Origin of the sequence: Janibacter sp. UYMM211, assembly GCF_040547045.1 — a bacterium.
In the GTDB taxonomy this organism is placed as follows: domain Bacteria; phylum Actinomycetota; class Actinomycetes; order Actinomycetales; family Dermatophilaceae; genus Marihabitans; species Marihabitans melonis.
This window is the reverse complement of record NZ_JBEPOY010000001.1, coordinates 939297-963185: the sequence shown is the minus strand read 5'-3', so window position 1 is coordinate 963185 and position 23889 is coordinate 939297. Positions and strand designations below refer to the sequence as shown.

The 23889-nt window shown below is 71.8% G+C and carries 18 protein-coding genes; 11 read left to right on the top strand and 7 right to left on the bottom strand.

The annotated features are described in order from the left end of the window. Position 1 precedes the first annotated feature (1 nt). The 10 genes from nuoF to ABIB53_RS04390 all read left to right on the top strand — a co-directional run bounded on the left by nuoF (position 2) and on the right by ABIB53_RS04390 (position 13040). The gene (gene nuoF, locus ABIB53_RS04435; RefSeq protein ID WP_354587251.1) at positions 2 to 1327 is read left to right on the top strand and encodes an NADH-quinone oxidoreductase subunit NuoF; all 1326 of its coding nucleotides are present in this window, start codon (positions 2 to 4) and stop codon (positions 1325 to 1327) included. Next, positions 1324 to 3798: an NADH-quinone oxidoreductase subunit G gene (locus tag ABIB53_RS04430; RefSeq protein WP_354587250.1), complete on the top strand. Its 2475-nt coding sequence runs from the start codon at positions 1324 to 1326 to the stop codon at positions 3796 to 3798. Before nuoF ends, ABIB53_RS04430 begins: the two co-directional genes overlap by 4 nt. Next, positions 3795 to 5201: an NADH-quinone oxidoreductase subunit NuoH gene (gene nuoH, locus ABIB53_RS04425; RefSeq protein WP_354587249.1), complete on the top strand. Its 1407-nt coding sequence runs from the start codon at positions 3795 to 3797 to the stop codon at positions 5199 to 5201. Before ABIB53_RS04430 ends, nuoH begins: the two co-directional genes overlap by 4 nt. After that, positions 5194 to 5802 (top strand): NADH-quinone oxidoreductase subunit NuoI, encoded by a 609-nt coding sequence (gene nuoI / locus ABIB53_RS04420; RefSeq protein WP_068276870.1) that lies wholly within the window; start codon positions 5194 to 5196, stop codon positions 5800 to 5802. The genes nuoH and nuoI overlap by 8 nt, the downstream gene beginning before the upstream one ends. Beyond that, positions 5799 to 6572 (top strand): NADH-quinone oxidoreductase subunit J, encoded by a 774-nt coding sequence (locus tag ABIB53_RS04415; protein WP_229300036.1) that lies wholly within the window; start codon positions 5799 to 5801, stop codon positions 6570 to 6572. Before nuoI ends, ABIB53_RS04415 begins: the two co-directional genes overlap by 4 nt. Beyond that, positions 6569 to 6868: an NADH-quinone oxidoreductase subunit NuoK gene (gene nuoK / locus ABIB53_RS04410; RefSeq protein WP_068276877.1), complete on the top strand. Its 300-nt coding sequence runs from the start codon at positions 6569 to 6571 to the stop codon at positions 6866 to 6868. Before ABIB53_RS04415 ends, nuoK begins: the two co-directional genes overlap by 4 nt. 106 nt (positions 6869 to 6974) lie before the next feature. Beyond that, complete coding sequence (nuoL, locus tag ABIB53_RS04405) at positions 6975 to 8819, top strand: NADH-quinone oxidoreductase subunit L (protein WP_502914626.1); 1845 nt, start codon at positions 6975 to 6977, stop codon at positions 8817 to 8819. Beyond that, positions 8819 to 10450 carry an NADH-quinone oxidoreductase subunit M gene (locus ABIB53_RS04400; RefSeq protein WP_354587247.1) on the top strand — a complete coding sequence of 544 codons (1632 nt, stop codon included), beginning with the start codon at positions 8819 to 8821 and terminating at the stop codon, positions 10448 to 10450. Before nuoL ends, ABIB53_RS04400 begins: the two co-directional genes overlap by 1 nt. Next, the gene (gene nuoN / locus ABIB53_RS04395) at positions 10450 to 12030 is read left to right on the top strand and encodes an NADH-quinone oxidoreductase subunit NuoN (protein WP_354587246.1); all 1581 of its coding nucleotides are present in this window, start codon (positions 10450 to 10452) and stop codon (positions 12028 to 12030) included. Before ABIB53_RS04400 ends, nuoN begins: the two co-directional genes overlap by 1 nt. Before the next feature lie 5 nt (positions 12031 to 12035). After that, positions 12036 to 13040, top strand: a complete 1005-nt coding sequence (locus ABIB53_RS04390) for a polyprenyl synthetase family protein (protein WP_123092388.1) — start codon at positions 12036 to 12038, stop codon at positions 13038 to 13040. On the opposite strand, the gene rarD is transcribed toward ABIB53_RS04390, so the two are convergent. The 4 genes from rarD to ABIB53_RS04370 all read right to left on the bottom strand — a co-directional run bounded on the left by rarD (position 13024) and on the right by ABIB53_RS04370 (position 19291). After that, a complete protein-coding gene (gene rarD / locus ABIB53_RS04385) occupies positions 13024 to 13953 on the bottom strand; it encodes an EamA family transporter RarD (protein WP_068276890.1) in 930 nt (309 codons plus the stop codon). The genes ABIB53_RS04390 and rarD overlap by 17 nt on opposite strands. A 77-nt stretch (positions 13954 to 14030) precedes the next feature. Next, positions 14031 to 16106: a PhoX family protein gene (locus ABIB53_RS04380; RefSeq protein ID WP_354587245.1), complete on the bottom strand. Its 2076-nt coding sequence runs from the start codon at positions 16104 to 16106 to the stop codon at positions 14031 to 14033. Positions 16107 to 16268: 162 nt separating this feature from the next. Next, positions 16269 to 17420 (bottom strand): 2-oxoacid:ferredoxin oxidoreductase subunit beta, encoded by a 1152-nt coding sequence (locus ABIB53_RS04375; protein WP_354587244.1) that lies wholly within the window; start codon positions 17418 to 17420, stop codon positions 16269 to 16271. Positions 17421 to 17422: 2 nt separating this feature from the next. Next, complete coding sequence (locus ABIB53_RS04370; protein ID WP_354587243.1) at positions 17423 to 19291, bottom strand: 2-oxoacid:acceptor oxidoreductase subunit alpha; 1869 nt, start codon at positions 19289 to 19291, stop codon at positions 17423 to 17425. A 209-nt stretch (positions 19292 to 19500) separates the two neighbouring features. On the opposite strand from ABIB53_RS04370, the gene ABIB53_RS04365 reads away from it, so the two are divergent. Further along, positions 19501 to 20319, top strand: a complete 819-nt coding sequence (locus ABIB53_RS04365) for a crotonase/enoyl-CoA hydratase family protein (protein ID WP_354587242.1) — start codon at positions 19501 to 19503, stop codon at positions 20317 to 20319. Between the two features lie 65 nt (positions 20320 to 20384). On the opposite strand, the gene ABIB53_RS04360 is transcribed toward ABIB53_RS04365, so the two are convergent. The 3 genes from ABIB53_RS04360 to ABIB53_RS04350 form a co-directional block, all read right to left on the bottom strand. Beyond that, entirely contained in the window at positions 20385 to 22025 is a 1641-nt protein-coding gene (locus ABIB53_RS04360; protein WP_354587241.1) for an HNH endonuclease signature motif containing protein, read from the bottom strand. Positions 22026 to 22765: 740 nt separating this feature from the next. After that, entirely contained in the window at positions 22766 to 23239 is a 474-nt protein-coding gene (locus ABIB53_RS04355; protein ID WP_354587239.1) for a hypothetical protein, read from the bottom strand. Between the two features lie 26 nt (positions 23240 to 23265). Then, entirely contained in the window at positions 23266 to 23820 is a 555-nt protein-coding gene (locus tag ABIB53_RS04350; protein ID WP_354587238.1) for a DUF4870 domain-containing protein, read from the bottom strand. Positions 23821 to 23889 lie beyond the last annotated feature (69 nt).

Here is a 23889-nt window from a genome sequence, read left to right as displayed (position 1 = left end):
GATGAGCACTCAGCTGACCCCGATCCTCACGAAGTTCTGGGACGAGCCGCAGTCCTGGACGCTGGAGACCTACGAGCGCAACGAGGGCTACCAGGCCCTGCGCACCGCGCTCACCATGGACCCGGCCGACCTCGTGCAGATGACGAAGGACTCCGGTCTGCGCGGCCGTGGCGGCGCCGGCTTCCCCACGGGCATGAAGTGGGGCTTCCTGCCCCCGCCGGACGGCGGCCCCCGCTACCTCGTCGTCAACGCCGACGAGTCCGAGCCGGGCACGTGCAAGGACATCCCGCTCATGATGGCGGCGCCGCAGTTCCTCGTCGAAGGGGTGGCCATCACCTCCTTCGCCATCGGCTGCAACCACGCCTTCATCTACCTGCGCGGCGAGGTCGTCCACGTCTACCGCCGACTGCTGCGCGCGGTCGAGGAGGCGTACGCCGCGGGCTACCTCGGCAAGGACATCCTCGGCTCGGGCTTCGACCTCGACGTCACCGTGCACGCCGGCGCCGGCGCGTACATCTGCGGCGAGGAGACCGCGCTGCTCGACAGCCTCGAGGGCCGTCGCGGGCAGCCGCGCCTCAAGCCCCCCTTCCCGGCCGTCGCGGGCCTCTACGCCCGCCCGACGGTCGTCAACAACGTCGAGTCCATCGCCTCCGTGCCGCCGATCCTGCTCCACGGCGCCGAGTGGTTCTCCGACATGGGCACCGAGAAGTCCCAGGGCTTCGGCATCTTCAGCCTCTCCGGGCACGTGAAGAACCCCGGCCAGTACGAGGCCCCGCTGGGCATCACCCTGCGCGAGCTCATCGACATGGCCGGCGGCATGCGCGACCCGAGCAAGAAGCTGAAGTTCTGGACCCCGGGCGGGTCCTCGACGCCGATCTTCACCGACGAGCACCTCGACGTGCCGCTGGACTTCGAGTCCGTCGCCGCGGCCGGCTCGATGCTCGGCACGCGCGCGCTGCAGATCTTCGACGAGACGGTCTCCGTCGTGCGCGCGGTCTCGCGCTGGATCGACTTCTACCGGCACGAGTCCTGCGGCAAGTGCACCCCGTGCCGTGAGGGCACGTGGTGGCTCGCCCAGATCCTCGAGCGCATCGAGCACGGCCAGGGCACCCCGGAGGACATCGACAAGCTCGTCGACATCTGCGACAACATCCTCGGCCGCAGCTTCTGCGCGCTCGGGGACGGCGCGACGAGCCCGGTGACCTCGGCGGTCCAGTACTTCCGCGAGGAGTTCGAGGCCGGCTGCCACACGCCGGCCGCCGAGCTCTTCCCCCCGGCCGCGTCCGTGCTCTTCTCCCAGAACGACACTGCGAAGGTGACCGCATGACCGTCACGAGCGACAAGAGCTCGGCCGCCGCGAAGCCGGCGGTCGAGACCGTCGAGCTCACCATCGACGGGGTCGAGGTCTCTGTCCCCAAGGACACCCTCATCATCCGTGCCGCCGAGCAGGTCGGCATCGAGATCCCGCGCTTCTGCGACCACCCGGGCCTGGACCCGGTCGGGGCCTGCCGGCAGTGCCTCGTCGAGGTCGCGATGCCCGACCGCGAGGGCAACGTCAAGCCGATGCCCAAGCCGCAGGCGTCGTGCACGATGACCGTCGCGCCGGGCATGGAGGTCAAGACCCAGCTCACCTCGCCCGTCGCCGACAAGGCGCAGCAGGGCGTCATGGAGCTGCTCCTCGTCAACCACCCGCTCGACTGCCCGGTGTGCGACAAGGGCGGCGAGTGCCCCCTGCAGAACCAGGCGATGAGCCACGGCCGGGCGACGTCTCGCTTCGAGGACGTCAAGCGCACCTACCCCAAGCCGATCAACATCTCCAGCCAGGTGCTGCTCGACCGCGAGCGCTGCGTCCTGTGCGCCCGGTGCACCCGCTTCTCCGACCAGGTCGCCGGTGACCCCTTCATCGCCCTCGTCGAGCGCGGCGCGCTGCAGCAGGTCGGCATCTACGAGGAGCAGCCCTTCGAGAGCTACTTCTCGGGCAACACCGTGCAGATCTGCCCGGTCGGCGCGCTCACCGGGGCGGCCTACCGCTTCCGCTCGCGCCCCTTCGACCTCGTCTCCACCCCGACGACCTGCGAGCACTGCGCCAGCGGCTGCTCGCTGCGCACCGACCACCGCCGCGGCACCGTGCTGCGCCGGATGGCGGCCGCGGACCCGGCCGTCAACGAGGAGTGGAACTGCGACAAGGGTCGCTGGGCCTTCACCTACGCCACGACCGGCGACCGCATCGAGCTGCCGATGATCCGCGAGGACGGCGAGCTGCGGGTCGCGTCGTGGCGCGAGGCCCTCGCGGCCGCGGCCGACGGCCTGCGTGCCGCCCGCGGCGCCGGCGTCCTCGTCGGTGGTCGTGTGAGCACCGAGGACGCCTACTCGTACGCGAAGTTCGCCCGGGTCGTCCTCGGCACGAACGACGTCGACTTCCGCGCCCGGCCGCACTCGGCCGAGGAGGCCGACTTCCTCGCCGCGCACGTCATCGGCTCCACGCCGCAGACCGGCGGGGTCACCTACGACGACCTCGGCTCGGCCTCCTCGGTCGTCCTCGTCGGGCTCGAGCCCGAGGAGGAGAGCCCCATCGTCTTCCTGCGGCTGCGCCGCGGGTACCGCAAGGCCAAGACGTCGGTCTACTCCGTCGCGCCCCTGGCCACCCGCGGTCTCGACAAGCTCGGCGGCACGCTCATCCCGAGCGCCCCGGGCACCGAGACCGAGGTGCTGCGCGCCCTCGCGGGCGAGGGCACGACCGAGCAGATGGGCGGGGACGCGTTCGCCGCGGCCCGCACGGCGCTGCGCGAGCCGGGGACGGTCGTCCTCGTCGGCGAGCGCCTGGCCACCGTGCCCGGTGCCCTCTCCGCCGCGGCCGAGCTGGCCGAGGCCTCCGGCGCCCGTCTGGCCTGGGTGCCGCGTCGCGCCGGTGAGCGCGGTGCGCTCGAGGCCGGTGCTCTCCCGGGCCTGCTGCCCGGTGGCCGCGCCGCCACCTCCGCCGCCGACCGCGCCGAGGTCGCCGCCGCCTGGCAGACCGAGCGCGAGCTGCCCGACACCTCCGGCCGCGACACCGGCGGCATGCTCGAGGCCGCCGCGATCGGCCGTCTCGACGCGCTGCTCGTCGCGGGCGTCGACGTCGACGACATCGGTCACGCCGACGGCCGGGCCGCGCTGGAGCGCGCCTTCGTCGTCTCGCTCGAGATGCGTCCGAGCACGGTGACCGAGCACGCCGACGTCGTCCTGCCGATCGCGCCCCACGCCGAGAGCGAGGGGACCTTCCTGGACTGGGAGGGCCGCGAGCGCCCCTTCGCCGCCGCGCTGGACACGACCGCGATGGGCGACCACCGCGTGCTGTCGATGCTCGCCGACGAGATGGGCGTCTTCCTCGGCACCCGCACCGTGGGCGAGGTGCGCCGCGAGCTCGCGACGCTGCCGGCCCGCACGACGGCCCCGACCTCGGCGCCCGCACCGGCCGCGCCGGTCTCCGTCCCGCAGCCGGGCCCGGGCCAGTTCGTCCTCGCGACCTGGCACCACCTGCTCGACCGCGGCTCGATGCAGGACGGGGAGCCCTTCCTCGCCGGCACCGCGCCGACGCCGCGAGCCCTCATGTCGCCGGTGAGCGCGCAGTCCCTCGGCGTCGTGCCGGGCGACCTCGTCACCGTCACCGGTGACGGCGTGCGGGTCACCGCACCGGTCCACGTCACGGAGATGGTCGACCACGTCGTGTGGCTGCCGACCCGCTCCGAGGGCTGCGACCTCCGATCCCTGGCTGCCCGCTCGGGCGCCGTCGTCACCGTGACCCCAGGTGGTGCCGCATGATCGACCTCGCCTACCTCGTCACCGAGGTCAACCCCTCGGTGCCGCGGGCCGACTTCAGCGACACCCCGGTGTGGCTCTCGCTCGTCAAGGCGCTCTTTCTCTTCGTCTACCTCCTGCTCTCGGTGCTGCTCGTCATCTGGTTCGAGCGCCGCGTCATCGGCCGGATGCAGCAGCGTCCCGGCCCGAACCGCAACGGCCCCTTCGGCCTGCTGCAGACGCTGGCCGACGGCATGAAGTCGATGCTCAAGGAGGACGTGCGGCCCAAGGCCGCCGACGCCCTGATCTTCACGATCGCGCCGATCATCTTCGCGACGATGGCCTTCGTCTCCTTCGCGATCATGCCCATGGGCGGCGACGTGAGCCTCTTCGACCACCGCACCCCGCTGCAGCTGACCGACCTGCCGGTCGCGAGCCTGCTCGTCCTCGCCGTCGCCGGCGTCGCCGCGTACGGCATCGTCCTCGCGGGCTGGTCCTCCGGCTCGACGTACCCGCTCCTCGGCGGGCTGCGCGCGACGGCGCAGATCATCTCCTACGAGATCGCCATGGGCCTCTCGCTCGTCGCCGTCTTCCTCTACGCGGGGTCGATGAGCACGAGCCAGATCGTCTACGCGCAGCGCGACCTGTGGTTCATCATCCCGGCGTGCGTCTCCTTCGTCATCTACGTCATCACGATGGTCGGCGAGACCAACCGTCTGCCGGTCGACCTCGCCGAGGGCGAGGGCGAGATCGTCGGCGGCTACTTCACCGAGTACTCGGGCATGCGCTTCGCGATGTTCTTCCTCGGCGAGTACATCAACATGTTCACCGTCTCCGCGCTGGCGACGACGCTCTTCCTCGGCGGCCCCGCGGCCCCTCCCGGCATCGCGGCGATCGGCGACGGCATGCTCGACCAGGGCTGGTGGGGCGTGCTGTGGTTCACCGCCAAGCTGTGGGTCTTCATGTTCTTCTTCGTCTGGCTGCGCGGCTCGCTGCCCCGCACCCGGTACGACCAGTTCATGCGCTTCGGCTGGAAGTTCCTCATCCCCGTCGCGCTCGTCTGGGTCATCGCGGTCGCCTTCATGCGTGCCGCGAGCCCCGAGCTGGGCTACTTCGGCGACGGGACCGTGAGCCTGCTCGGCCGCGAGATCTCCATCGCCTCGCTCGTCGTCGTCGGCTTCATCGCCGTCCTCGTCCTCGGCGGGACCTGGCTGTGGGAGACCCGCGTCGAGAAGCGCACGGCCGCGGAGCAGGAGGCGGCGCACGTCCCCGACGAGGTCGACCCCTTCGCCGGCGGCTACCCCGTGCCGCCGCTGCCCGGTCAGCGGCTCGTCGAGCCCGACCGTCGCGGCGCGACGGCCCTGGCCGACGCCCCCGCGAGCACCGACACCACCACGAGCACCGAGAAGGAGCAGCACCGTGGCTGACGAGAGCAAGGGCGGGTTCTTCTCGGACCTCTTCGCACCGGTCGCCGGCTTCGGCGTGACCTTCGCGACGATGTTCCGCAAGGTCGCCACCCAGGAGTACCCCGAGGTCAAGTGGCCCACCCAGCCGCGCTTCCACGGCCGTCACCAGCTCAACCGTCACCCCGACGGTCTCGAGAAGTGCGTCGGCTGTGAGCTGTGCGCGTGGGCCTGCCCGGCCGACGCGATCATGGTCGAGGGCGAGAGCAACGACGACGCGTCGGGCCTGCGCTTCAGCCCCGGCGAGCGCTACGGGCGGATCTACCAGATCAACTACCTGCGCTGCATCTTCTGCGGGCTGTGCATCGAGGCCTGCCCGACGCGCGCGCTGACGATGACCAACGAGTACGAGCTCGCGGACAACAACCGCGCCGACCTCATCTTCACCAAGGAGCAGCTGCTCGCCCCGATCCAGCAGGGGATGGTGCCCGCACCGCACCCCATGGTCGAGGGCCTCGAGGAGCGCGACTACTACCAGGGCAAGGTCACGGCGGCCACGCCGGAGCAGACCCGGTGGGCGCAGGAGCACCACGCCGCCGCGACGGCGCAGGAGGGCCAGTCATGATGTCCACGGGCGAAGGGGTGACCTTCTGGGTCCTCGCCGTCATCGCCACCGTCGCCGCGTGCGGGCTGCTCTTCGCCCGCAAGGCCGTCCACGCCGCTCTCGGCATGGTCGTGACGATGATCTGCCTCGGCATGCTCTACCTCGTCACCCTCGAGGCGCCGCTCCTCGGCGTCGTGCACATCTTCGTGTACACGGGCGCGGTGATGATGCTCTTCCTCTTCGTCGTCATGCTCGTCGGCGTCGACCACTCCGACAGCGTCGTCGAGACGCTCAAGGGCCACCGCCTGGCGACCGTCGTGCTCACCCTCGGCATCGTCGGCCTGCTCGTCTCCGCCGTGCGCCGCGTCAGCTACACCGCGACGCCGAGCCTGGCCGAGGTCAACGCCGACCCGGGCAACGTCAACGCCATGGCGAACTACATCTTCGGCCGGTACGTGTGGGTCTTCGAGACCACCTCCGCGCTGCTCATCACCGCCGCGCTCGGCGCGATGGTCCTCGCCTACCGCGAGCGCCTCGCACCCAAGCCGACGCAGCGCGCGTGGAGCGAGCGTCGCTTCAAGGAGGGCAAGCACCTCGCCGGTCTGCCCGTGCCCGGCGTCTACGCCCGGCACAACGCCGTCGACACCCCGGCGCTGCTGCCCGACGGCAGCATCTCCGAGCTGTCCATCAACAAGGTCCTCGCGGCCCGCGACCAGGTCACCGTGCCCACCCGGTACACCGAGCTCGCGGCGCGCACCGAGGACGAGATCGAGGAGGGCGGCCGCCGATGACCTACATGGCCTACATCTACCTCGCGTCGGTCCTCTTCGCCATCGGCGGGGCCACGGTGCTGCTGCGCCGCAACGCGATCATCGTCTTCATGGGCGTCGAGCTCATGCTCAACGCTGCCAACCTCGTCTTCGTCACCTTCGCGCGCATGCACGGGACGGTCGAGGGGCAGGCCATCGCCCTCTTCGTCATGGTCGTCGCCGCCTGCGAGGTCGTCGTCGGCCTGGCGATCATCATGGCGATCTTCCGTGCCCGCCGGTCGGCCTCGGTCGACGACGCCAACCTGCTGAAGCTGTAAGGAGCCCTTGGTGCCCAACCAGATCCTGGTCTCCCTCACGACCGAAGGGTCGGCCGCTGCCCACGCAGCGACCGGTCTGACGGCCTGGGGCTGGCTGCTCGTCGCGATGCCGCTCGCCGGCGCAGCCCTGCTGCTGCTCGGCGGACGCGCGACGGACGCCTTCGGCCCCTACCTGGCCACCGCCCTGTCCTGGGCGTCCTTCCTCCTCGGTGCCGCGCTGCTCGTCGCGATGCTCGGCGTCGACGCGGGGGAGCGGGCCTCTCACCTCGACCTCTACGAGTGGATCCCCGCCGGGGCCTTCCAGCTCTCGGCCGGCATGCTCGTCGACCCGCTGTCGATCAGCTTCGTCCTGCTCATCACCTTCGTCGGGTCGCTCATCCACGTGTACTCGCTCGGGTACATGGAGCACGACCCCGACCGCCGGCGCTTCTTCGCCTACCTCAACCTCTTCGTCGCCTCGATGCTGCTGCTCGTCCTCGCGGACAGCTACCTGCTGCTCTTCGTCGGCTGGGAGGGCGTGGGTCTGGCGTCCTGGCTGCTCATCGGCTTCTGGAACCACCGCGCCGCCTACGCGACCGCCGCGAACAAGGCCTTCGTCGCCAACCGCGTCGGCGACCTCGGCATGGCCCTGGCCATCGCGCTGATGTTCGCCACCTTCGGCGCGGTCGACTTCGCCAGCGTCGACTCCGCGGTCGGGGGCGCCTCGACCGGTGCGCTCACCGCGATCGGCCTGCTGCTCCTCCTCGGCGCCTGCGGCAAGTCCGCGCAGTTCCCGCTGCAGAGCTGGCTCGGCGACGCGATGGCCGGCCCGACGCCGGTCTCGGCGCTCATCCACGCCGCGACGATGGTCACCGCCGGTGTCTACCTCGTCGTGCGCAGCCACACGATCTTCGACGCGGCGCCGGACGCGCAGCTCGTCGTCGCGATCGTCGGTGCGATCACGCTCGTCTACGGCGCGGTCGTCGGCTGCGCGAAGGACGACATCAAGAAGGCCCTCGCGGCCTCGACGATGAGCCAGATCGGCTACATGATGCTCGCCGCGGGTCTGGGCCCGGTCGGCTACGCCTTCGCGATCTTCCACCTCATCACCCACGGCTTCTTCAAGGCCGGGATGTTCCTCGGCGCCGGCTCGGTCATGCACGGCATGGGCGACCAGGTCGACATGCGCCGCTTCGGCGGGCTGTCCCGCGCCATGAAGATCACCTGGGTCACCTTCGCCCTGGGCTGGCTGGCGATCCTCGGTCTGCCGCCCTTCTCCGGCTTCTGGAGCAAGGACAAGATCATCGAGGCCGCCTTCGTCGGCGAGGGTTGGCGCCCGTGGGTCTTCGGGCTCGTCGCGCTCCTCGGCGCCGGCGTCACCGCCTTCTACATGTCGCGCCTGTTCTTCATGACCTTCCACGGCAAGCGCCGGTGGACCGACGACGTGCACCCGCACGAGTCGCCCGCGGTGATGACGATCCCGATGATGGTCCTCGCCGTCGGCTCCGCCGCATTGGGTGGCGCGATGGTCCTCTTCGACTTCCCGACCTTCCTCGAGCCGGTCTTCGGCCACCACGAGCACGAGGACCCGGTCCTGCCGATCCCCGTCCTCATGGCCGCGACGATCGTCCTCGTCCTCGCCGGGGCCGCGCTGGCCTACCTGCGCTACGTGCGCGAGGAGGTGCCGCAGGTCGCACCGCGGGGCTCCGTCGCCACGCGCGCCGCCCGCGACGACCTCTACCAGGACCAGCTCAACGCGAACTTCCTGCAGTGGCCCGGGATCCACCTGACCCGCAGCCTCGCCTTCACCGACAAGGCCGGTGTCGACGGGGTCTTCAGCGGGCTCGCCGCCGCCGTCGGCGGCTCCTCGTCTCGCCTGCGTCGCGTGCAGTCCGGCTACGCGCGCAGCTATGCCCTGACGATGCTCACGGGCGTCGTCGTCCTCCTCGGTGCACTGTGGGTGATGAACTGATGACCGACCTCCCCTGGCTGTCGCTGCTCGTGGCGCTGCCCCTCGTCGGGGCCGCGATCACGGCTGCCCTGCCGGCCGCCCTCGCCAAGCGCTTCGCGCTCGGCACCTCGCTGCTCACGCTCGCCGTGGGCAGCGCGGCGGCCTCGCAGTTCGTCATCGGGTCCTCGGAGCAGTTCCAGCTCACCGAGCAGTACTCGTGGATCCCCCAGCTCGGCGTCTCGTGGGCCCTCGGGGTCGACGGCATCTCGCTGGCCCTCATCCTCATGGCCCTCGTGCTCGCGCCCGTGTGCATGGTGGCCGCCTGGGACGACGTGCCCGGCGGGCGCTCGGAGAGCACGTACTTCGCGCTGCTGCTCTCGCTCGTGCCCTTCATGGTCGGCGTCTTCGCCGCCACGGACGTCTTCCTCTTCTACGTCTTCTTCGAGGCGATGCTCATCCCGGTGTACTTCCTCATCGGGATGTACGGCGGTGAGCGGCGCCAGTACGCGGCCGTGAAGTTCCTCCTGTACTCGCTGGCCGGCGGGCTCATCATGCTCGTCGCGGTCATCGGCCTGTACGTCGTCGGCCCCGGCGGCACGGACGGCTTCATGATCGAGCGCCTCACCGGTCTCGACATCGCGCAGGACACGGAGCGCTGGCTCTTCCTCGGCTTCTTCATCGCCTTCGCGATCAAGGCGCCGATGTGGCCGCTGCACACGTGGCTGCCCGACGCCGCGGCCGAGTCGCGGCCCGCGGTCGCGACCCTGCTCGTCGGCGTGCTCGACAAGGTCGGCACCTACGGGATGATCCGCTTCTGCCTCCAGCTCTTCCCGGAGGCCAGCCAGTGGGCGACGCCGGTCGTCGTCGTGCTCGCGCTCGTCTCGATCGTCTACGGCGCGATCCTCGCGATCGGCCAGTCCGACATGATGCGCCTCATCGCCTTCACGTCGGTGAGCCACTTCGGCTTCATCGTCCTGGGCATCTTCGCCTTCACCTCGACGGCCCACGCCGGGTCGAACCTCTACATGATCAACCACGGCTTCTCGACGGCGGCGCTCTTCCTCGTCGCGGGCATGCTCATCGCCCGCCGGGGCAGCCGTCGCATCGACGCCTACGGCGGCTGGCAGCGGGTGACCCCGGCCCTGGCCGGCGTCTTCCTCGTCGCCGGTCTGTCCGCGCTGTCGCTGCCGGGCCTGTCGACCTTCGTCTCGGAGTTCCTCGTCATCACCGGCACCTTCCAGCGCTACCCGGCAGCCGGTGTCGTCGCCTCGCTCGGCCTCGTCCTGTCTGCGCTGTACGTGCTGCTCATGTACAAGCGCGTCATGACCGGCCCCGCGCCGGTCGTCGTCGTGGGCGCGGTCACGCGTCTCGAGGGCCCGGACACGGGCGGCCAGGACCTGCCCTACGTGCGTGCCGACCTCGACGAAGGGGTGACCCCGACCCAGATCGGCCCGGTGCGCGACCTCGGGCTGCGCGAGAAGGTCGTCGTCGCACCGCTGCTCGCCGCCCTCCTCGTCATCGGCTTCTTCCCCAAGCCCGTGCTCGACGTCCTCGACCCGGCGGTGCAGCGCACGCTGCAGGTCGTCGGGGTCAGCGACCCGGCACACGACGCCCCGGCGGACACCGCCTCGACCCACGGGAGTGACCACTGATGCCCGCCGTGCTCACCAGCCTGCCGATGGCAGGCGACTTCGAGATGGCCGACATCGCGTACGCCGCGGTCGCGCCGATGGTCGTCGTCTTCGCCGGCGCCATCCTCGGGGTGCTCGTCGAGGCCTTCGCGCCCCGGCGGCTGCGCTACCCGCTCCAGCTGGGCATCTCCGTCGTCGCCCTCCTCGGCGCGCTCGTCGCGCTCGTCGTGCCCTCGGGCGACGACGTCACCGGGGCCACCGTCGACGGCACCCTCGCGATCGACGGGCCGAGCCGCTACCTCATGGGGGCGCTGCTCGTCCTCGGTCTCGTCGGGCTGCTCGCCATGGCCGAGCGCTTCGGCGGCGACGGCCCGGACGCCTTCACCCCGATGGGCTCGGCGACCCCGGGCTCGCAGATGGAGAGCGCCGCGGCGCGCGCCGGCTGGGCGACCACCGAGGTCTTCCCGCTGACGCTCTTCTCTCTCGCCGGCATGATGATGTTCACCGCCGCGAACGACCTGCTGTCGATGTTCATCGCCCTCGAGGTCCTCTCGCTGCCCCTCTACCTCATCACCGGGCTGGGTCGCCGTCGCCGGCTGCTCTCCCAGGAGGCGGCGCTGAAGTACTTCCTCCTCGGCGCCTTCAGCTCGGCCTTCTTCCTCTTCGGCGCGGGCCTGCTCTACGGCTACGCCGGCTCGGTGCGCCTCAGCACCATCGCGCAGGCCGCGAGCACCTCGACCGGTGAGATGGAGGGCCTGCTCCTGCCGGGCGTCGTCTTCCTCCTCGTCGGCCTGCTCTTCAAGGTCGGCGCCGTGCCCTTCCACTCGTGGACGCCGGACGTCTACCAGGGCGCCCCGACCGCCGTCACGGGCTTCATGGCCGCGTGCACGAAGATCGCGGCCTTCGGCGCCCTGCTGCGCCTCGTCTACGTCGGTCTCGAGACCACCCGCTGGGAGTGGCACATCGGGGTCGTCGCGATCGCCGCGCTGACGATGGTCGTCGGCGCCGTGCTTTCGGTCACCCAGACCGACATCAAGCGCCTCCTGGCCTACAGCTCGGTCGCGCACGCGGGCTTCATCCTCGTCGGCGTCCTCGCCTTCGACCAGACCGCGATCTCCGGCGTGCTCTTCTACCTCGTCGCCTACGGCGCCTCGACGATCGCCGCCTTCGCCCTCGTGGCCATGGTGCGCGAGCGCGGCGCCGAGGCCACCCACCTCTCCCAGTGGGCGGGGCTCGGGCGCAGCCACCCCTTCGTCGCCGCGGCGATGACGCTCATGCTGCTCGCCTTCGCGGGCATCCCGCTGACGTCGGGCTTCACGGCCAAGGTCGCGGCCTTCGTGCCCGCGGTCCAGCACGGCGGCCTGTCGGGCATCGTGCTCGTCGTCATCGGCGTGCTCGCCAGCGCGGTCACCGCCTTCGTCTACGTGCGGATCATCGTCCTCATGTACTTCACCGAGCCCGCGGGCGAGGTCACGCTGGCTCAGCCGGCGCTGCTCTCCGTCGTCGCGATCGCCGTCGGCGTCGTCCTCACGGTCCTGCTCGGCGTCTTCCCCGGCCCGCTCCTCGACCTTGCGGCGTCCTCGAGCGTCTTCGTCCGGTGACCTCGGTGACGAGCTCGACGCCTGGCATCATCGCGGTCCCCGGGGCCAGCGACGACCTCACCGCACGGCTGCTCGACGGTCTCGAGCGGGTCGAGCGGGTCATCCTCGAGCGCACGCGCCACGAGGACGACTTCATCAGCGAGGCCAACCTCCACCTCGCGCAGGCGGGCGGCAAGCGCTTCCGCCCGATGCTCACGATGCTCGTCGCCGAGCTCGGCGACGGCATCACCGACGAGGTCGTCGCCGCAGCGGCGGGGGTCGAGCTGACGCATCTCGCGAGCCTGTACCACGACGACGTCATGGACGAGGCGGACATGCGGCGCGGGGCGCCGAGCGCCAACGCGAAGTACGACAACTCCACGGCGATCCTCGTCGGCGACCTGCTCTTCGGCAGCGCGTCGGACATCATCGCCGACCTCGGCCCGCAGGCCGTGAAGATCCAGGCGCAGACCTTCATCCGGCTGTGCACGGGTCAGATCCGGGACGACCGGCCCTGCCCCGAGGGGGAGGACCCGCAGGCGTACTACCGCAGCGTGCTCGCCGACAAGACGGGCGTCCTCGTCGCGACGGCGGCCCGCTACGGCGCAATGTTCAGCGGGGCGACCCCCGAGGTCGTCGCCATGGCCACGGAGTACGGCGAGCGCCTCGGCGTCGCCTTCCAGCTCGCCGACGACCTCATCGACGTCGCGTCGCTCTCGGGCGAGAGCGGCAAGACGCCGGGCACCGACCTGCGCGAGGGCAAGCGCACCCTCCCGGTGCTCCACGCGCTCGCGTCGGACGACCCGGCCGACGCCGAGCTGCAGCGCCTCCTGCTCTCCGACCTCGACGACGACGCCGACCTCGCCCGCGCCCTGGAGCTGCTGCGCGCCCACCGCGCGATGGACCTGGCCCGCGAGGAGACCCTCGCGGTCGGTCGCGGTGCGAGCGAGGTGCTCGCCCCGCTGCCGGACAGCGACGCGAAGGCTGCGCTCCTCGCGCTCGCCGAGAGCGTCGTCACCCGCGCCGGCTGACCCGGCTGCGCCTCGCGGCGAGCACCGAGTCGACCGACAGGACGACGAGGGCGACCCAGACGATCCCGAAGCCGACCCACCGGCTGCTCGGCATGTGCTCGCCGAGCAGCGCCAGCCCGATGACGAGCTGGGCCACCGGGGTGATGAACTGGATGAGCCCGATCGTCACGAGCGGGATCCGCCGGGCCGACTCCGCGAAGAGGACGAGCGGCACGGCGGTGACGACGCCGGACAGGACGAGCAGGGCCGGGTGGAGCGGCGCGTCGAGGGTGAAGGTCGAGACCCCCGTCAGCCCGAGCCACAGCAGCACGCCCGCGGCTAGCGGGGCGAGGGCCACGGTCTCGGCGCTCAACGACTGCAGGGCGGGCAGCGAGGCGCCGAGGCGCTTCTTGATGAGGCCGTAGGTGGCGAAGGACGCCGCGAGGACGAGCGAGATCCACGGCACCGTGCCGGCGACGACGGCGAGGTAGATCCCCGCGCTGGCGCCGATGGCCACGGCGACCCACTGGAGCGGCCGCAGCGTCTCGCGCAGCACGAGGACGCCGAGCGCGATGGTGACGATGGGGTTGAGGAAGTAGCCCAGCGCCGCCTCGTGGGTGCGGCCCTGGGTCACCGCGTAGACGTACACGCCCCAGTTGACGGCGATGACGTAGGCGGCGAGCGCGACGGCGAGCGCCAGCCGTGGGCGGCTGCGCAGCAGCCGCGCCAGCCCGACGAGCTCGCCGCGCACGAGCAGGACCCCGAGGCACACGACGAGGGTCCACACGATGCGGTGGGCGAGGATCTCCCACGCGCCCGAGGGCTCGAGCGCGTGGAAGTACAGCGGGAAGAGCCCCCAGATGAGGTAGGCCGACCAGGCGGCCAGCAGACCGAGTCGGTGCGATCGCTGCTGGTCGGGGGAGGGTGGCGTCACGACGTGAGGATACGACCGCACGCGACGGGGGACCGACCCGCCTGGTGCGGGTCGGTCCCCCCTCGTGGTGGTCAGGCTCAGCGCTTGGGGTGCCCGTGGCCCTCGCCGTGCTGCGGGCCCTTGCCGCGGTTCTTCGGCCACACCATGATCACCGCGGGGCGCGGCTGCGTGTTGCCCTGGTAGGGGAAGGTCGAGAGCACGTTCGTCGTGCTCGCGCCGGTGTCCTCGCCCGGGTGCTGCACGGCAGCGAAGACCACCCGGTCGTCCCACTGGATGAGGGGGCCGCAGCACTCGGAGTACGCGGGCACCGAGAGCAGCTGCTGGAGGTGACCGGCCTCGCGGCCCTCGAGCGGGTAGAGGTACATCCCGTCGCAGTGGCCGAGCGCGTTGCCGTCGGTGGAGATCCACAGGTTCCCGTCGCCGTCGAAGGCGAGGTTGTCCGGGCACGAGATCGGGCTGACCTCGCTCTTGCAGTAGCCCAGGAAGTACGTCTGCGGGTCCTGCGGGTCGCCGCACACGAGCACGAGCCGCCACGCGAAGCGGGTGCCCGTGTGGTCGCCGCGCCGCTCGGTGATCTCGAGGACCTGGCCGTGCTTGTTGCTCGGGCGGGGGTTGGGGCCGTCGACCTCGGCGGCCGTGCGGCGGCTGTTGTTCGTCAGCGCGGCGTAGATCTTGCCGGTGACGAGGTTGGGCTCGACGTCCTCGGGGCGGTCCATCTTCGTCGCGCCGACGGCGTCGGCCGCGAGGCGCGTGTAGACGAGGACCTCCTCGTGGGTGAAGCCGGGGACGGCAGAGCGCCCGCCCTGGGTGAGCGGGACCCAGCGGCCCTGGCCGTCGTGGGTGCCGTCGGCCTCGGCGTCGAAGGTCGCGACGTAGAGGTCGCCCTCGTGGAGCAGGGTCGCGTTGTGACGGCGGTCGCCCTTGCGGTAGCGCTTCGCGCTGACGAACTTGTACATGTAGTCGTAGCGCTCGTCGTCACCCATGTACGCGACGACATGGCCGCTGTCGCTGATGATGACGTTCGCGCCCTCGTGCTTCATCCGGCCGAGCGCGGTGAGCTTCTTCGGCGTCGACGTGGGGTCGAGCGGGTCGACCTCGATGATCCACCCGAAGCGGTTGGCCTCCTGCGGCTCGTGGGTGAGGTCGAAGCGGGGCTCGACCCGGTCCCACGCGTGCTGGGCGCTGCTGCCCGAGGCGAGGCCGTAGCGCGTGAGGGCCTGACCGGCGCGGTCCGAGCCGGCGCTCGCGGGCTGGGTGAAGTAGCCGTTGAAGTTCTCCTCGCCCGACAGGACGGTGTCCCACGGGGTCGTGCCGCCGGCGCAGTTGCCGAAGGTGCCGAGCGCGCGGACGCCGCGGGGGTCGGCGGAGGTGCGCACGAGCTCGCTGCCGCGGACCGGGCCGACGATGTCGAAGGGGGTGACCGCGGTGATCCGGCGGTTGAGCGGGGCGGCCTTGCGGTAGGTCCAGCGGGAGTGCTTGTCGCGACGGCGCATCTCGACCACGGACATGCCGTGGGCCATCATCGTGATGCGCACCTGGTCGTCGGTGAGCGAGGACGCGCCCGCGTACCCGGCGAACATCAGCTCGTTGTTCGTGTACTCGTTGTTCGCGACGAGCACGGCCTCCTTGCCGTTGCGGTTCGTCGGGATGACCCCCACGTAGTCGCAGTTGTAGCCGAACTGGCCGGCCTGGGCGGCGGAGGTCTGCGAGTCGAAGTCGAAGGCCGGCGCGCCGGGGAGGATCGGGTCGCCCCACGCGATGATCGGCGCCCACTGGAAGCCCTTGGGGACGACGACCTCGTCGGTGCCCGCGGGGACGGGGTCGATGCCCTCGAAGCCGAAGGGGGAGGTCGGGCGGGGGAGGTGCGGACGCCCCTTCGTCCCGGGGCCGGGGGCCGCGGCAGCGGGCTGCGCCCCCGCGACCCCGGCGAGGCCGCCGAGGGTGGCGGCGGTGGCGCTCAGCGCGCCGGCGCGCAGCACGGAGCGGCGCGAGGAGGCGACGACGTCGCCGAAGTAGGCGTTCTCGCTCGTGTTCGGGACCGGCTGCGAGCACGCGTCGGCGCACTTCCACGTGCAGGTCATCGGGGAGCGGCTGCCGTCGCGGTGGGCGACGGCGAGGGGGAGCTGGGTGCGCGGTCCGGCATGCGGGCTCATGGCTGTCCTAGGTCTCGGCGAGGGGGTGCTCTCGCAACCTAGGGACGGCTCGCGCACACGGGGTGTCGACCGGATGAGCAGGAGGCAAACGTCGGGCGACCCCCGCCGGTCGGGCCGGCAGGGGTCGCCCTGGGGTGTCGGGTGGTCCCGAAGGGGGGAGCCTCAGCTCTCCTCCGGGTCACCGTCCTCGGCCTCGGTGACGGAGGGGTCGACGAGGACCGACCACGTGTCGTGGCCGTGGAGCAGCTCGGTGAGCGCGGCGTCGTCCGCCGGGCCGCCGGCGACCTCGACGGCCGAGGAGACCTGGGCACGGACCTGGTCGTCGTACGTCGGGCGCTCGACGTCGCGGAAGATGCCCATGGGCACGTGGGTCATCGCCGTCGAGTCGAGGCGGCTGATGGCGAAGGCCTGGCTCGGGTCCGACGCGGCGGGGTCGTGGACGACGACGCGGTCGGCCCACCCCTTCGCGCTGATCTCGCCCTCCGGCACGAACTCGACGCCGCCGGACTCGCCGCGCACGAGGACCTGGCGGGCCTCGGCGTCGCCGGCCGTCACGGGCTCGCCGTCGACGAGGTGGACCAGACGCGCCTGCTGCTGGTCGCGGTCCTTGATGAGCTCGAAGGCGCCGTCGTTGAAGATCGGGCAGTTCTGGTAGATCTCGACGAGCGAGGTGCCACGGTGCTGCGCGGCGGCCTTGAGCACCGAGGTGAGGTGCTTGCGGTCGCTGTCCATCGTGCGCGCGACGAAGGTCGCCTCGGCGCCGAGCGCGAGCGAGACGGGGTTGAAGGGCGCGTCGAGGCTGCCCATCGGGCTCGACTTCGTCACCGTGCCCGGGTCGGAGGTGGGGGAGTACTGGCCCTTGGTCAGCCCATAGATCTTGTTGTTGAAGAGCAGGATCGTCATGTTGACGTTGCGGCGCAGCGCGTGGATGAGGTGGTTGCCGCCGATGGACAGCGCGTCGCCGTCACCGGTGACGACCCACACCGACAGGTCCTCGCGGCTCGTCGCCAGACCCGTCGCGATCGCCGGCGCGCGGCCGTGGATCGAGTGCATGCCGTACGTGTCGAGGTAGTACGGGAAGCGCGAGGAGCAGCCGATGCCCGAGACGAAGACGATGTTCTCGCGGCGCAGGCCGAGCTCGGGCAGGAAGCCCTGGACGGCCGCGAGGATCGCGTAGTCGCCGCAGCCGGGGCACCAGCGCACCTCCTGGTCGGAGGTGAAGTCGCGCTTGGTCTGGCGCGCGTCGTCCTCGCCGAGGGCGGGGACGCCGTCGGTGCCGCGGGCCGTGGTGGGGATGCCGAGATCGATCGACATGGTCAGACCTCCTTCGCCGCGGAGGTGATGACCTCTGCGAGCTCGGTCGTGGTGAAGGGCAGCCCGCGCACCGAGGTGTGGGAGCGGACGTCGACGAGGTACTCCGCGCGCAGCAGCATCGCGAGCTGGCCGAGGTTCATCTCGGGCACGACGACGCGGTCGTAGGCGCGCAGCACGTCCCCGGTGTTGGCGGGGAAGGGGTTGAGGTGACGCAGGTGGGCGTGGGCGACGGGGGTGCCCGCGTCGCGGACCTGGCGCACGGCGGCCGCGCAGGGGCCGTAGGTCGAGCCCCAGCCGAGGACGAGGACCTTCGCCTCGCCGCTGGGGTCGTCGACCTCGAGCTGCGGGCTCGTCGCGGCGACGCCGGCGACCTTGGCCGCACGGGTGCGGACCATGAAGTCGTGGTTGTCCGGGTCGTAGCTGATGTTGCCCGTGCCGTCGGCCTTCTCGATGCCGCCGATGCGGTGCTCGAGACCGGGCGTGCCGGGCACGGCCCACGGGCGGGCGAGGGTCTCGGGGTCGCGCAGGTAGGGCAGGAAGACCTCTTCGCCCGACTCGTCGGTGGAGTTCGGGCCGGTCGCGAGCTCGACGGTGAGGTCGGGCAGGTCGGCGACCTCGGGGATCCGCCACGGCTCCGAGCCGTTGGCGAGGTAGCCGTCGGACAGGAGCATGACGGGCGTGCGGTAGGTCGTCGCGATGCGCACGGCCTCGACGGCGGCGTCGAAGCAGTCGGCCGGGGTCTGCGGCGCGATGACGGGCACGGGCGACTCGCCGTTGCGCCCGTAGAGCGCCTGGAGGAGGTCGGACTGCTCGGTCTTCGTCGGCAGGCCGGTGCTCGGGCCGCCGCGCTGGACGTCGATGACGACGAGCGGCAGCTCCAGGCTCACGGCCAGGCCGATGGTCTCGGCCTTGAGCGCGACGCCCGGGCCGGAGGTCGTCGTCACGCCGATGGCCCCGCCGAAGGAGGCGCCGAGCGCGATGCCGATGCCGGCGATCTCGTCCTCGGCCTGGATCGTCGTCACGCCGTGGCGCTTGTAGCCCGACAGCGCGTGGAGGATGTCGCTCGCCGGGGTGATCGGGTAGGACCCGAGGACGAGCGGGCGGCCGGCGCGGTGCGAGGCCGCGACGAGACCCAGGGCGAGCGCGGCGTTGCCGGTGATGTTGCGGTAGGTGCCGTGCGCGGCGGTCGCCGGGGCGACCTCGTAGGAGACGGCGAAGTCCTCGGTCGTCTCGCCGTAGTTCCAGCCCGCCTTGAGCGCGGCGAGGTTGGCCGCGAGGATGTCGGGCTTCGCGCCGAACTTGCGGGCGAGGAAGTCCTCGGTGCCCTTCGTGGGCCGCGAGTACATCCACGACAGCAGGCCGAGGGCGAACATGTTCTTCGCCCGCTCCTTCTCCTTGCGGGTGAGGGAGTCGTGCTCGGCGAGGGCCTCGACGGTGATGCTCGTCAGCGGGACGGCGTGCACGTGCCAGGACTCAAGGGTGTCGTCCTCGAGCGGAGAGGTCTCGTAGCCGACCTTCTTGAGGTTGCGCTTGGAGAACTCGTCGGTGTCGACGATGATCGTCGCCCCGCGGGGCACGTCGCGCAGGTTGGCCTTGAGCGCCGCCGGGTTCATCGCGACGAGCACGTCGGGCGCGTCACCGGGGGTGAGCACCGCGTGGTCGGCGAAGTGGAGCTGGAAGGAGCTCACGCCGGGGAGCGTGCCCTGGGGCGCGCGGATCTCGGCGGGGAAGTTCGGCAGGGTCGAGAGGTCGTTGCCGAGCAGGGCGGTGTCCGCGGTGAAGCGGTCTCCCGTCAGCTGCATCCCGTCGCCGGAGTCGCCGGCGAAGCGGATGATGACCTGGCTCTTGGTCTCGACGGTCTTGGTGCTCATGGTTGGCGCTGCTGCCCCTGACGTGTCCGGGTCGAGCCCCCGACGGAGATGACCGAGAGCCATCTTCGATGGTAAGTCTGACCTCACCTCTGCACCGAATCGTCTGCCTTATGAGATGCATAACGTCGTGTTATGCATCCTTCGGGGTGGGGGGAGGGCGAAGGGGGAGGTGCGGGCATCATGTGCGCACCCGAGCGAAGGAGCCCGAGATGAGCGAGACGACCGCCCCGCTGCGGGTCGAGGACGACGGCCACGTGCGGCTGTGGACCCTCGACCGGCCCGATCAGCGCAACCCCGTGACCGGCGCCGACATGATCGCGGCGATCGAGGCCGCGGTCGACGCGGCGAACGACGACGCCCAGGACGGCTCGCTGCGTGTCGTCCTCCTCACCGGCGCCGGCTCGGCCTTCAGCAGCGGTGGCGACGTCAAGGCGATGCGGCGCGGCGATCCCCCCTTCGGCGGCCCGGTGAGCGGGAGCCGCGAGGGCTACCGGCGCGGGGTGCAGCGCATCCCGACGGCGATGGCGCGGCTCGACGTGCCCGTGGTCGCCGCTGTCAACGGCCCGGCGGTCGGGGCCGGCTGCGACCTCGCGCTCATGTGCGACCTGCGCGTGGCCTCGACCTCGGCCTTCTTCGCCGAGTCCTTCGTCCAGCTCGGGATCGTCCCCGGCGACGGGGGTGCGTGGCTGCTCAGCCGTCTGCTCGGCCCGACGCGGGCGTCGGAGATGGTGCTCACCGGCGACCGGGTCGACGCGCGGCAGGCGCTCGACTGGGGGCTCGTCAACGCCGTCGCCGAGCCCGACGAGCTGCTCGACGTCGCCCGCGCGCTCGCCGGGCGGGTCGCGAAGAACCCTCCGTCCGCCGTGCGGATGGCGAAGTCCCTGCTGCGTGACGCGCCCGAGGTCTCGCTGCGCGCGTCTCTTGAGACGGCGGCGGCGATGCAGGCGGTCGCCCACACGACAGCTGACCACCGCGAGGCGGTCGACGCCCTGCTCGAACGACGTCCTGGGACCTACACGGGCCGCTGACCGCGCGCGTCGGCGGCGTTGCACCACACGTCGACCGCACCGCGTCACGGGTCGACGGCACCGCATCAGAAGGGTGGGGCGGTCGCGACGGCGCCGTGGTCGACGGTGTCGTGGCGGGCAACGGCGCCGGACGTCGTGGGCTGCGTCGGTGTCGACGGATCGGGTGCGCCCGTGGTGTCGTGCGAGGCCGCCTCTGCAGGTGCCTGAGCGAGTGCCTCCGCGGGTGCGTACGCGGTCGGCCAGGTGAGCCGCTGGGTACCGGCTGGTGAGACCCACTCCGCGCTCCCGTCGGCGTGCAGGACGTAGCTCCACGCGGGTGCGTGCTTGACGCGGTGGTGGTGCCGGCACAGGGCCGACAGGTTGGCGCCGCAGGTCGGCCCGCCGGGCCAGACCGTCGCGTGGTCGAGGTCGCACGCGACCGCCGGTCGGTCGCAGCCCCACATGCGGCACCGGGTGTCGCGCAGCTCGACGAGTCGCCTCACCGAGGGCGGGGGGACGTATCCCGTCGTCGAGGTCTCGAGCACGGTGCCGGTCTCCGGGTCGAGCAGGGCGCGAGTGACGCGGCTGTCGAGGCGCTCGACGACCTGCTGGACGACGAAGCCCGGCACCCAGCCGATGCGGGGGATCTCGACTCCACCGACCCAGGGCTCCACGGTCGCGCCGACGTCGATCAGCCGGCCCTCCGCGGCGCTGGCGGCCCGTGCACCACCCGCGGTCCTCGTCTCGCCGGCAGTCCTCGTCTCACCCGCAGTCCTCGTCTCACCCGCAGTCCTCGTCTCACCCGCAGTCCTCGTCTCACCCGCAGTCCTCGTCTCACCCGCAGTCTTGACGTCGCCCGGGACCTCCGCCTCGCCGGCCTCGCTCGGCCCGCGCACGAGCGCCAGCCCGAGCGTGACGTGGGTGCTCACCTCGACCCCGCGCAGGGCGAGGTCGGCGAGCGCCAGCGCGCGTGCGGGCCCCACGCGCAGCTCGGGGTCCTCGCGCTGGCGCTCGCGAGCGATCTCGCAGACCCCGGCCATGAGGACGTGAGCGGTCTCGCTCGGGAGGCACGCGACGAGCTCGGTGGTGCCCAGCGGGCCGGGATAGGTGCGCACATCCGTCCGCTCGCGACGGTTGACCTCGGCCCGGGACTCGCGCCAGCCGGGGTCGGTGCGGTCCAGCACGCGCCGGCAGGCCTGGGCGAGGTCGTGCCGGTCGAGGGCCTCGATCCGGGGCACGTCGGTGCCGCGCATCGGCGCGAGCATGTGGGCCACGACGGCCGCCGCCGCGTCGCGGGAGGCGTCCTGCGTCTCGTCGGCGACGAGGCGCAGGGTGCGTTCGGTGACCGCACCGTCCATGAGCGGGCGGATGAGGGGGTCGAGGTCGTCGCCGAGGCGCACGGCCAGCCGGCTGCGCGTCCGGGCGTCGTGATCGCTGCAGCCGAGCGCGAGGGCGATCGTGTCGCACGCCAGCTCGGCCACCTCGCCCGCCGGGGCACGCGTCTCCAGCGTCGAGCCGTCCGGTCCGGTCTCGAACCCGCGCCGGGCGAGCTCGGCGAGGATCGCCAGCTGCGCGGCGTCGGCCGAGCGCCGGACGCGCTCGACCGCGACGGCAGCGGCGGTCAGCATGGCGACGTCCTGAGACGGCGCCAGGGTGGCGGCGGTCATCGTCGTCACCTGCATCCCGGTGACGACCTTGTCGCAGAGGCCCTCGATCTCGTCGAACATGTGTTCGATAATGGTCGAGGGGTCTGACAACGTCCTCTGGGGCAAGGGAGAGATAGGAGACGGGGCCAGGAGCCAGGCAGGGGGAGGTGACGAGGTAGGAGGACGGGGAGAGCGAGGCGGGAGGCTGGACCCAGGAGCGCGCAGCAGGGTGCGGCCCCACGGCCGAGGTGCCCGAGGAGGGCCGCCGTCGGCCGGCCCCGGCCGTCGCGCTCCTGCCGGTTCCCGCGCCGTTCGTCAGGTAAGCCAGGGTGTGGTCCCCGTGGATGGGAACGAGTGCCGTCCGCCCGCTCGCCGCGCGGTCGCGGGGTGAGACCGGCCAGGGACCTGTCGTCCCCGGGCCGGGACGCGTCCGGACGAGGAGTCGTCCGAGGGTTCGACCGGCCGGACCGGCGGGGAGGCGCGTTCGTCCCCCCTGGCGGGGACGAGCAAGGGCGAGGGTGTGGCGAAGGGGTCCGATCGGCCGGACCGGCGGGGAGGCGCGTTCGTCCCCCTGGGCGGGGACGAGCAGGAGCGAGGGTGTGCCGAAGGGGTCCGATCGGCCAGGTCGGCGGGAAGGTGCGTCCGTCCCCCTGGGCAGGAGCGACCACTGACGGGGACTCGAGCGAGGGCCCGATCGGGCCGGTCTGCGGGATGTGGGCTCGTTCCCCTCGGCGGGGGCGAGGCCGCTGGCCGTCGGCCGGGGCGGTCGGCGTCCGCCCGACCATCAGCGTCCGACCGACCCTCAGCGTCCGACCGGCCGCCTACGCCGGCTGACCCTCGACCAGCTCGGCCTGGCCGCGAGCGGGCGCGAAGCCCAGCCTGTCGCCGTACCCGAGCCCGGGCAGCAGAGGCGCGAGCAGCTCGACGACGGTCGCGGGCTGGTGGTGCATCGGCTTGGTCTCGGGGTGCGGGTGGTAGACCAGCGCGGCGACCTCACGCCTCTCGTGCGTCACCGTGCACTCGACGAAGGAGAAGGTCTCAGCCCCGTGCACGTCGGTCCACTCGACCCCCTCGACGGTCCACCGCGGCGCGAGGAGGTGCAGCGCGAAGGGGGAGATGTCGAGGTTGATCGTCGCGGTGTGGAAGCCGGACAGGTCGACCCCGCGGGCGGCGAGATGGGGAGCCTGCAGCTCGATCGTCCCCGCGGCGAAGGGGGAGGCCGCCCCGGTCCCCGAGGCGACCCCGTGGCCGCGGACGACGACCCCTTCGACCCGCTCGACGCTGCTCGTGCTCATCGCCCCAGTGTGGAGGGAGCGGGCATTCAGCGCACGAAGGCGGGGGTGAGCGGCGGGCTCCACAGCTCGCCGTTGCGTGCCTTCGAGGCGCCGATGACGTGGATGACGACCGCGACGACGCAGATGAGCGGGTACATGATGAACCCGATGAGGATCACCATGAGCAGCGTCGAGAGGATGAGCCCGATCGCCGTGACGATCTGGACGTTGAGGCTGTTCACGGCGTGCGCCCGCACGAAGTCGCCGCGGTCCTTGTACATGAGGTAGACGACGAGGCTCGCGACGAAGCCGAGCGTGCCGGCCGACAGCGGGATCGCGATCGCCGGGGCGAGGTGGGCGAGCATCCCGTAGTTGCGCTGGTCCTGGGGAGAGAGCACCTGCTGCTGCTGCCACGGCTGGGGCACGCCCTGCTGCGGCACGCCCTGGTAGCCCTGGTGCGGAGCGCCCTGGTAGCCCTGCTGGCCGGTGCCCTGGTAGCCCTGCCCGTCGCCGCCACCCGGGGGCGGGGGCGCCTGGCCGTGCGGGTCCCGGGGGTCCTGCGGCTGCGCGTCGTGCTGGTCGTGGTCGTGGGGCTGCGTCATCGTGAGCTCCTTCGTCGTGCCTGCGTCGAGGCTCCAACCTCCCATCCTCACCGCTCCTCGCACCATGGC

Excerpts from the sequence above, each read along its gene's own strand:
- nuoK (WP_068276877.1), top strand. The coding sequence starts at position 6,569 with ATGACCTACATGGCCTACATCTACCTCGCGTCGGTCCTCTTCGCCATC.
- ABIB53_RS04365 (WP_354587242.1), top strand. The coding sequence starts at position 19,501 with ATGAGCGAGACGACCGCCCCGCTGCGGGTCGAGGACGACGGCCACGTG.
- ABIB53_RS04360 (WP_354587241.1), bottom strand. The coding sequence starts at position 22,025 with ATGTTCGACGAGATCGAGGGCCTCTGCGACAAGGTCGTCACCGGGATG.
- nuoF (WP_354587251.1), top strand. The coding sequence starts at position 2 with ATGAGCACTCAGCTGACCCCGATCCTCACGAAGTTCTGGGACGAGCCG.
- nuoH (WP_354587249.1), top strand. The coding sequence starts at position 3,795 with ATGATCGACCTCGCCTACCTCGTCACCGAGGTCAACCCCTCGGTGCCG.
- nuoN (WP_354587246.1), top strand. The coding sequence starts at position 10,450 with ATGCCCGCCGTGCTCACCAGCCTGCCGATGGCAGGCGACTTCGAGATG.
- ABIB53_RS04380 (WP_354587245.1), bottom strand. The coding sequence starts at position 16,106 with ATGAGCCCGCATGCCGGACCGCGCACCCAGCTCCCCCTCGCCGTCGCC.
- nuoL (WP_502914626.1), top strand. The coding sequence starts at position 6,975 with ATGCCGCTCGCCGGCGCAGCCCTGCTGCTGCTCGGCGGACGCGCGACG.
- ABIB53_RS04375 (WP_354587244.1), bottom strand. The coding sequence starts at position 17,420 with ATGTCGATCGATCTCGGCATCCCCACCACGGCCCGCGGCACCGACGGC.
- ABIB53_RS04355 (WP_354587239.1), bottom strand. The coding sequence starts at position 23,239 with ATGAGCACGAGCAGCGTCGAGCGGGTCGAAGGGGTCGTCGTCCGCGGC.
- ABIB53_RS04430 (WP_354587250.1), top strand. The coding sequence starts at position 1,324 with ATGACCGTCACGAGCGACAAGAGCTCGGCCGCCGCGAAGCCGGCGGTC.
- ABIB53_RS04350 (WP_354587238.1), bottom strand. The coding sequence starts at position 23,820 with ATGACGCAGCCCCACGACCACGACCAGCACGACGCGCAGCCGCAGGAC.
- ABIB53_RS04370 (WP_354587243.1), bottom strand. The coding sequence starts at position 19,291 with ATGAGCACCAAGACCGTCGAGACCAAGAGCCAGGTCATCATCCGCTTC.
- ABIB53_RS04400 (WP_354587247.1), top strand. The coding sequence starts at position 8,819 with ATGACCGACCTCCCCTGGCTGTCGCTGCTCGTGGCGCTGCCCCTCGTC.
- ABIB53_RS04415 (WP_229300036.1), top strand. The coding sequence starts at position 5,799 with ATGATGTCCACGGGCGAAGGGGTGACCTTCTGGGTCCTCGCCGTCATC.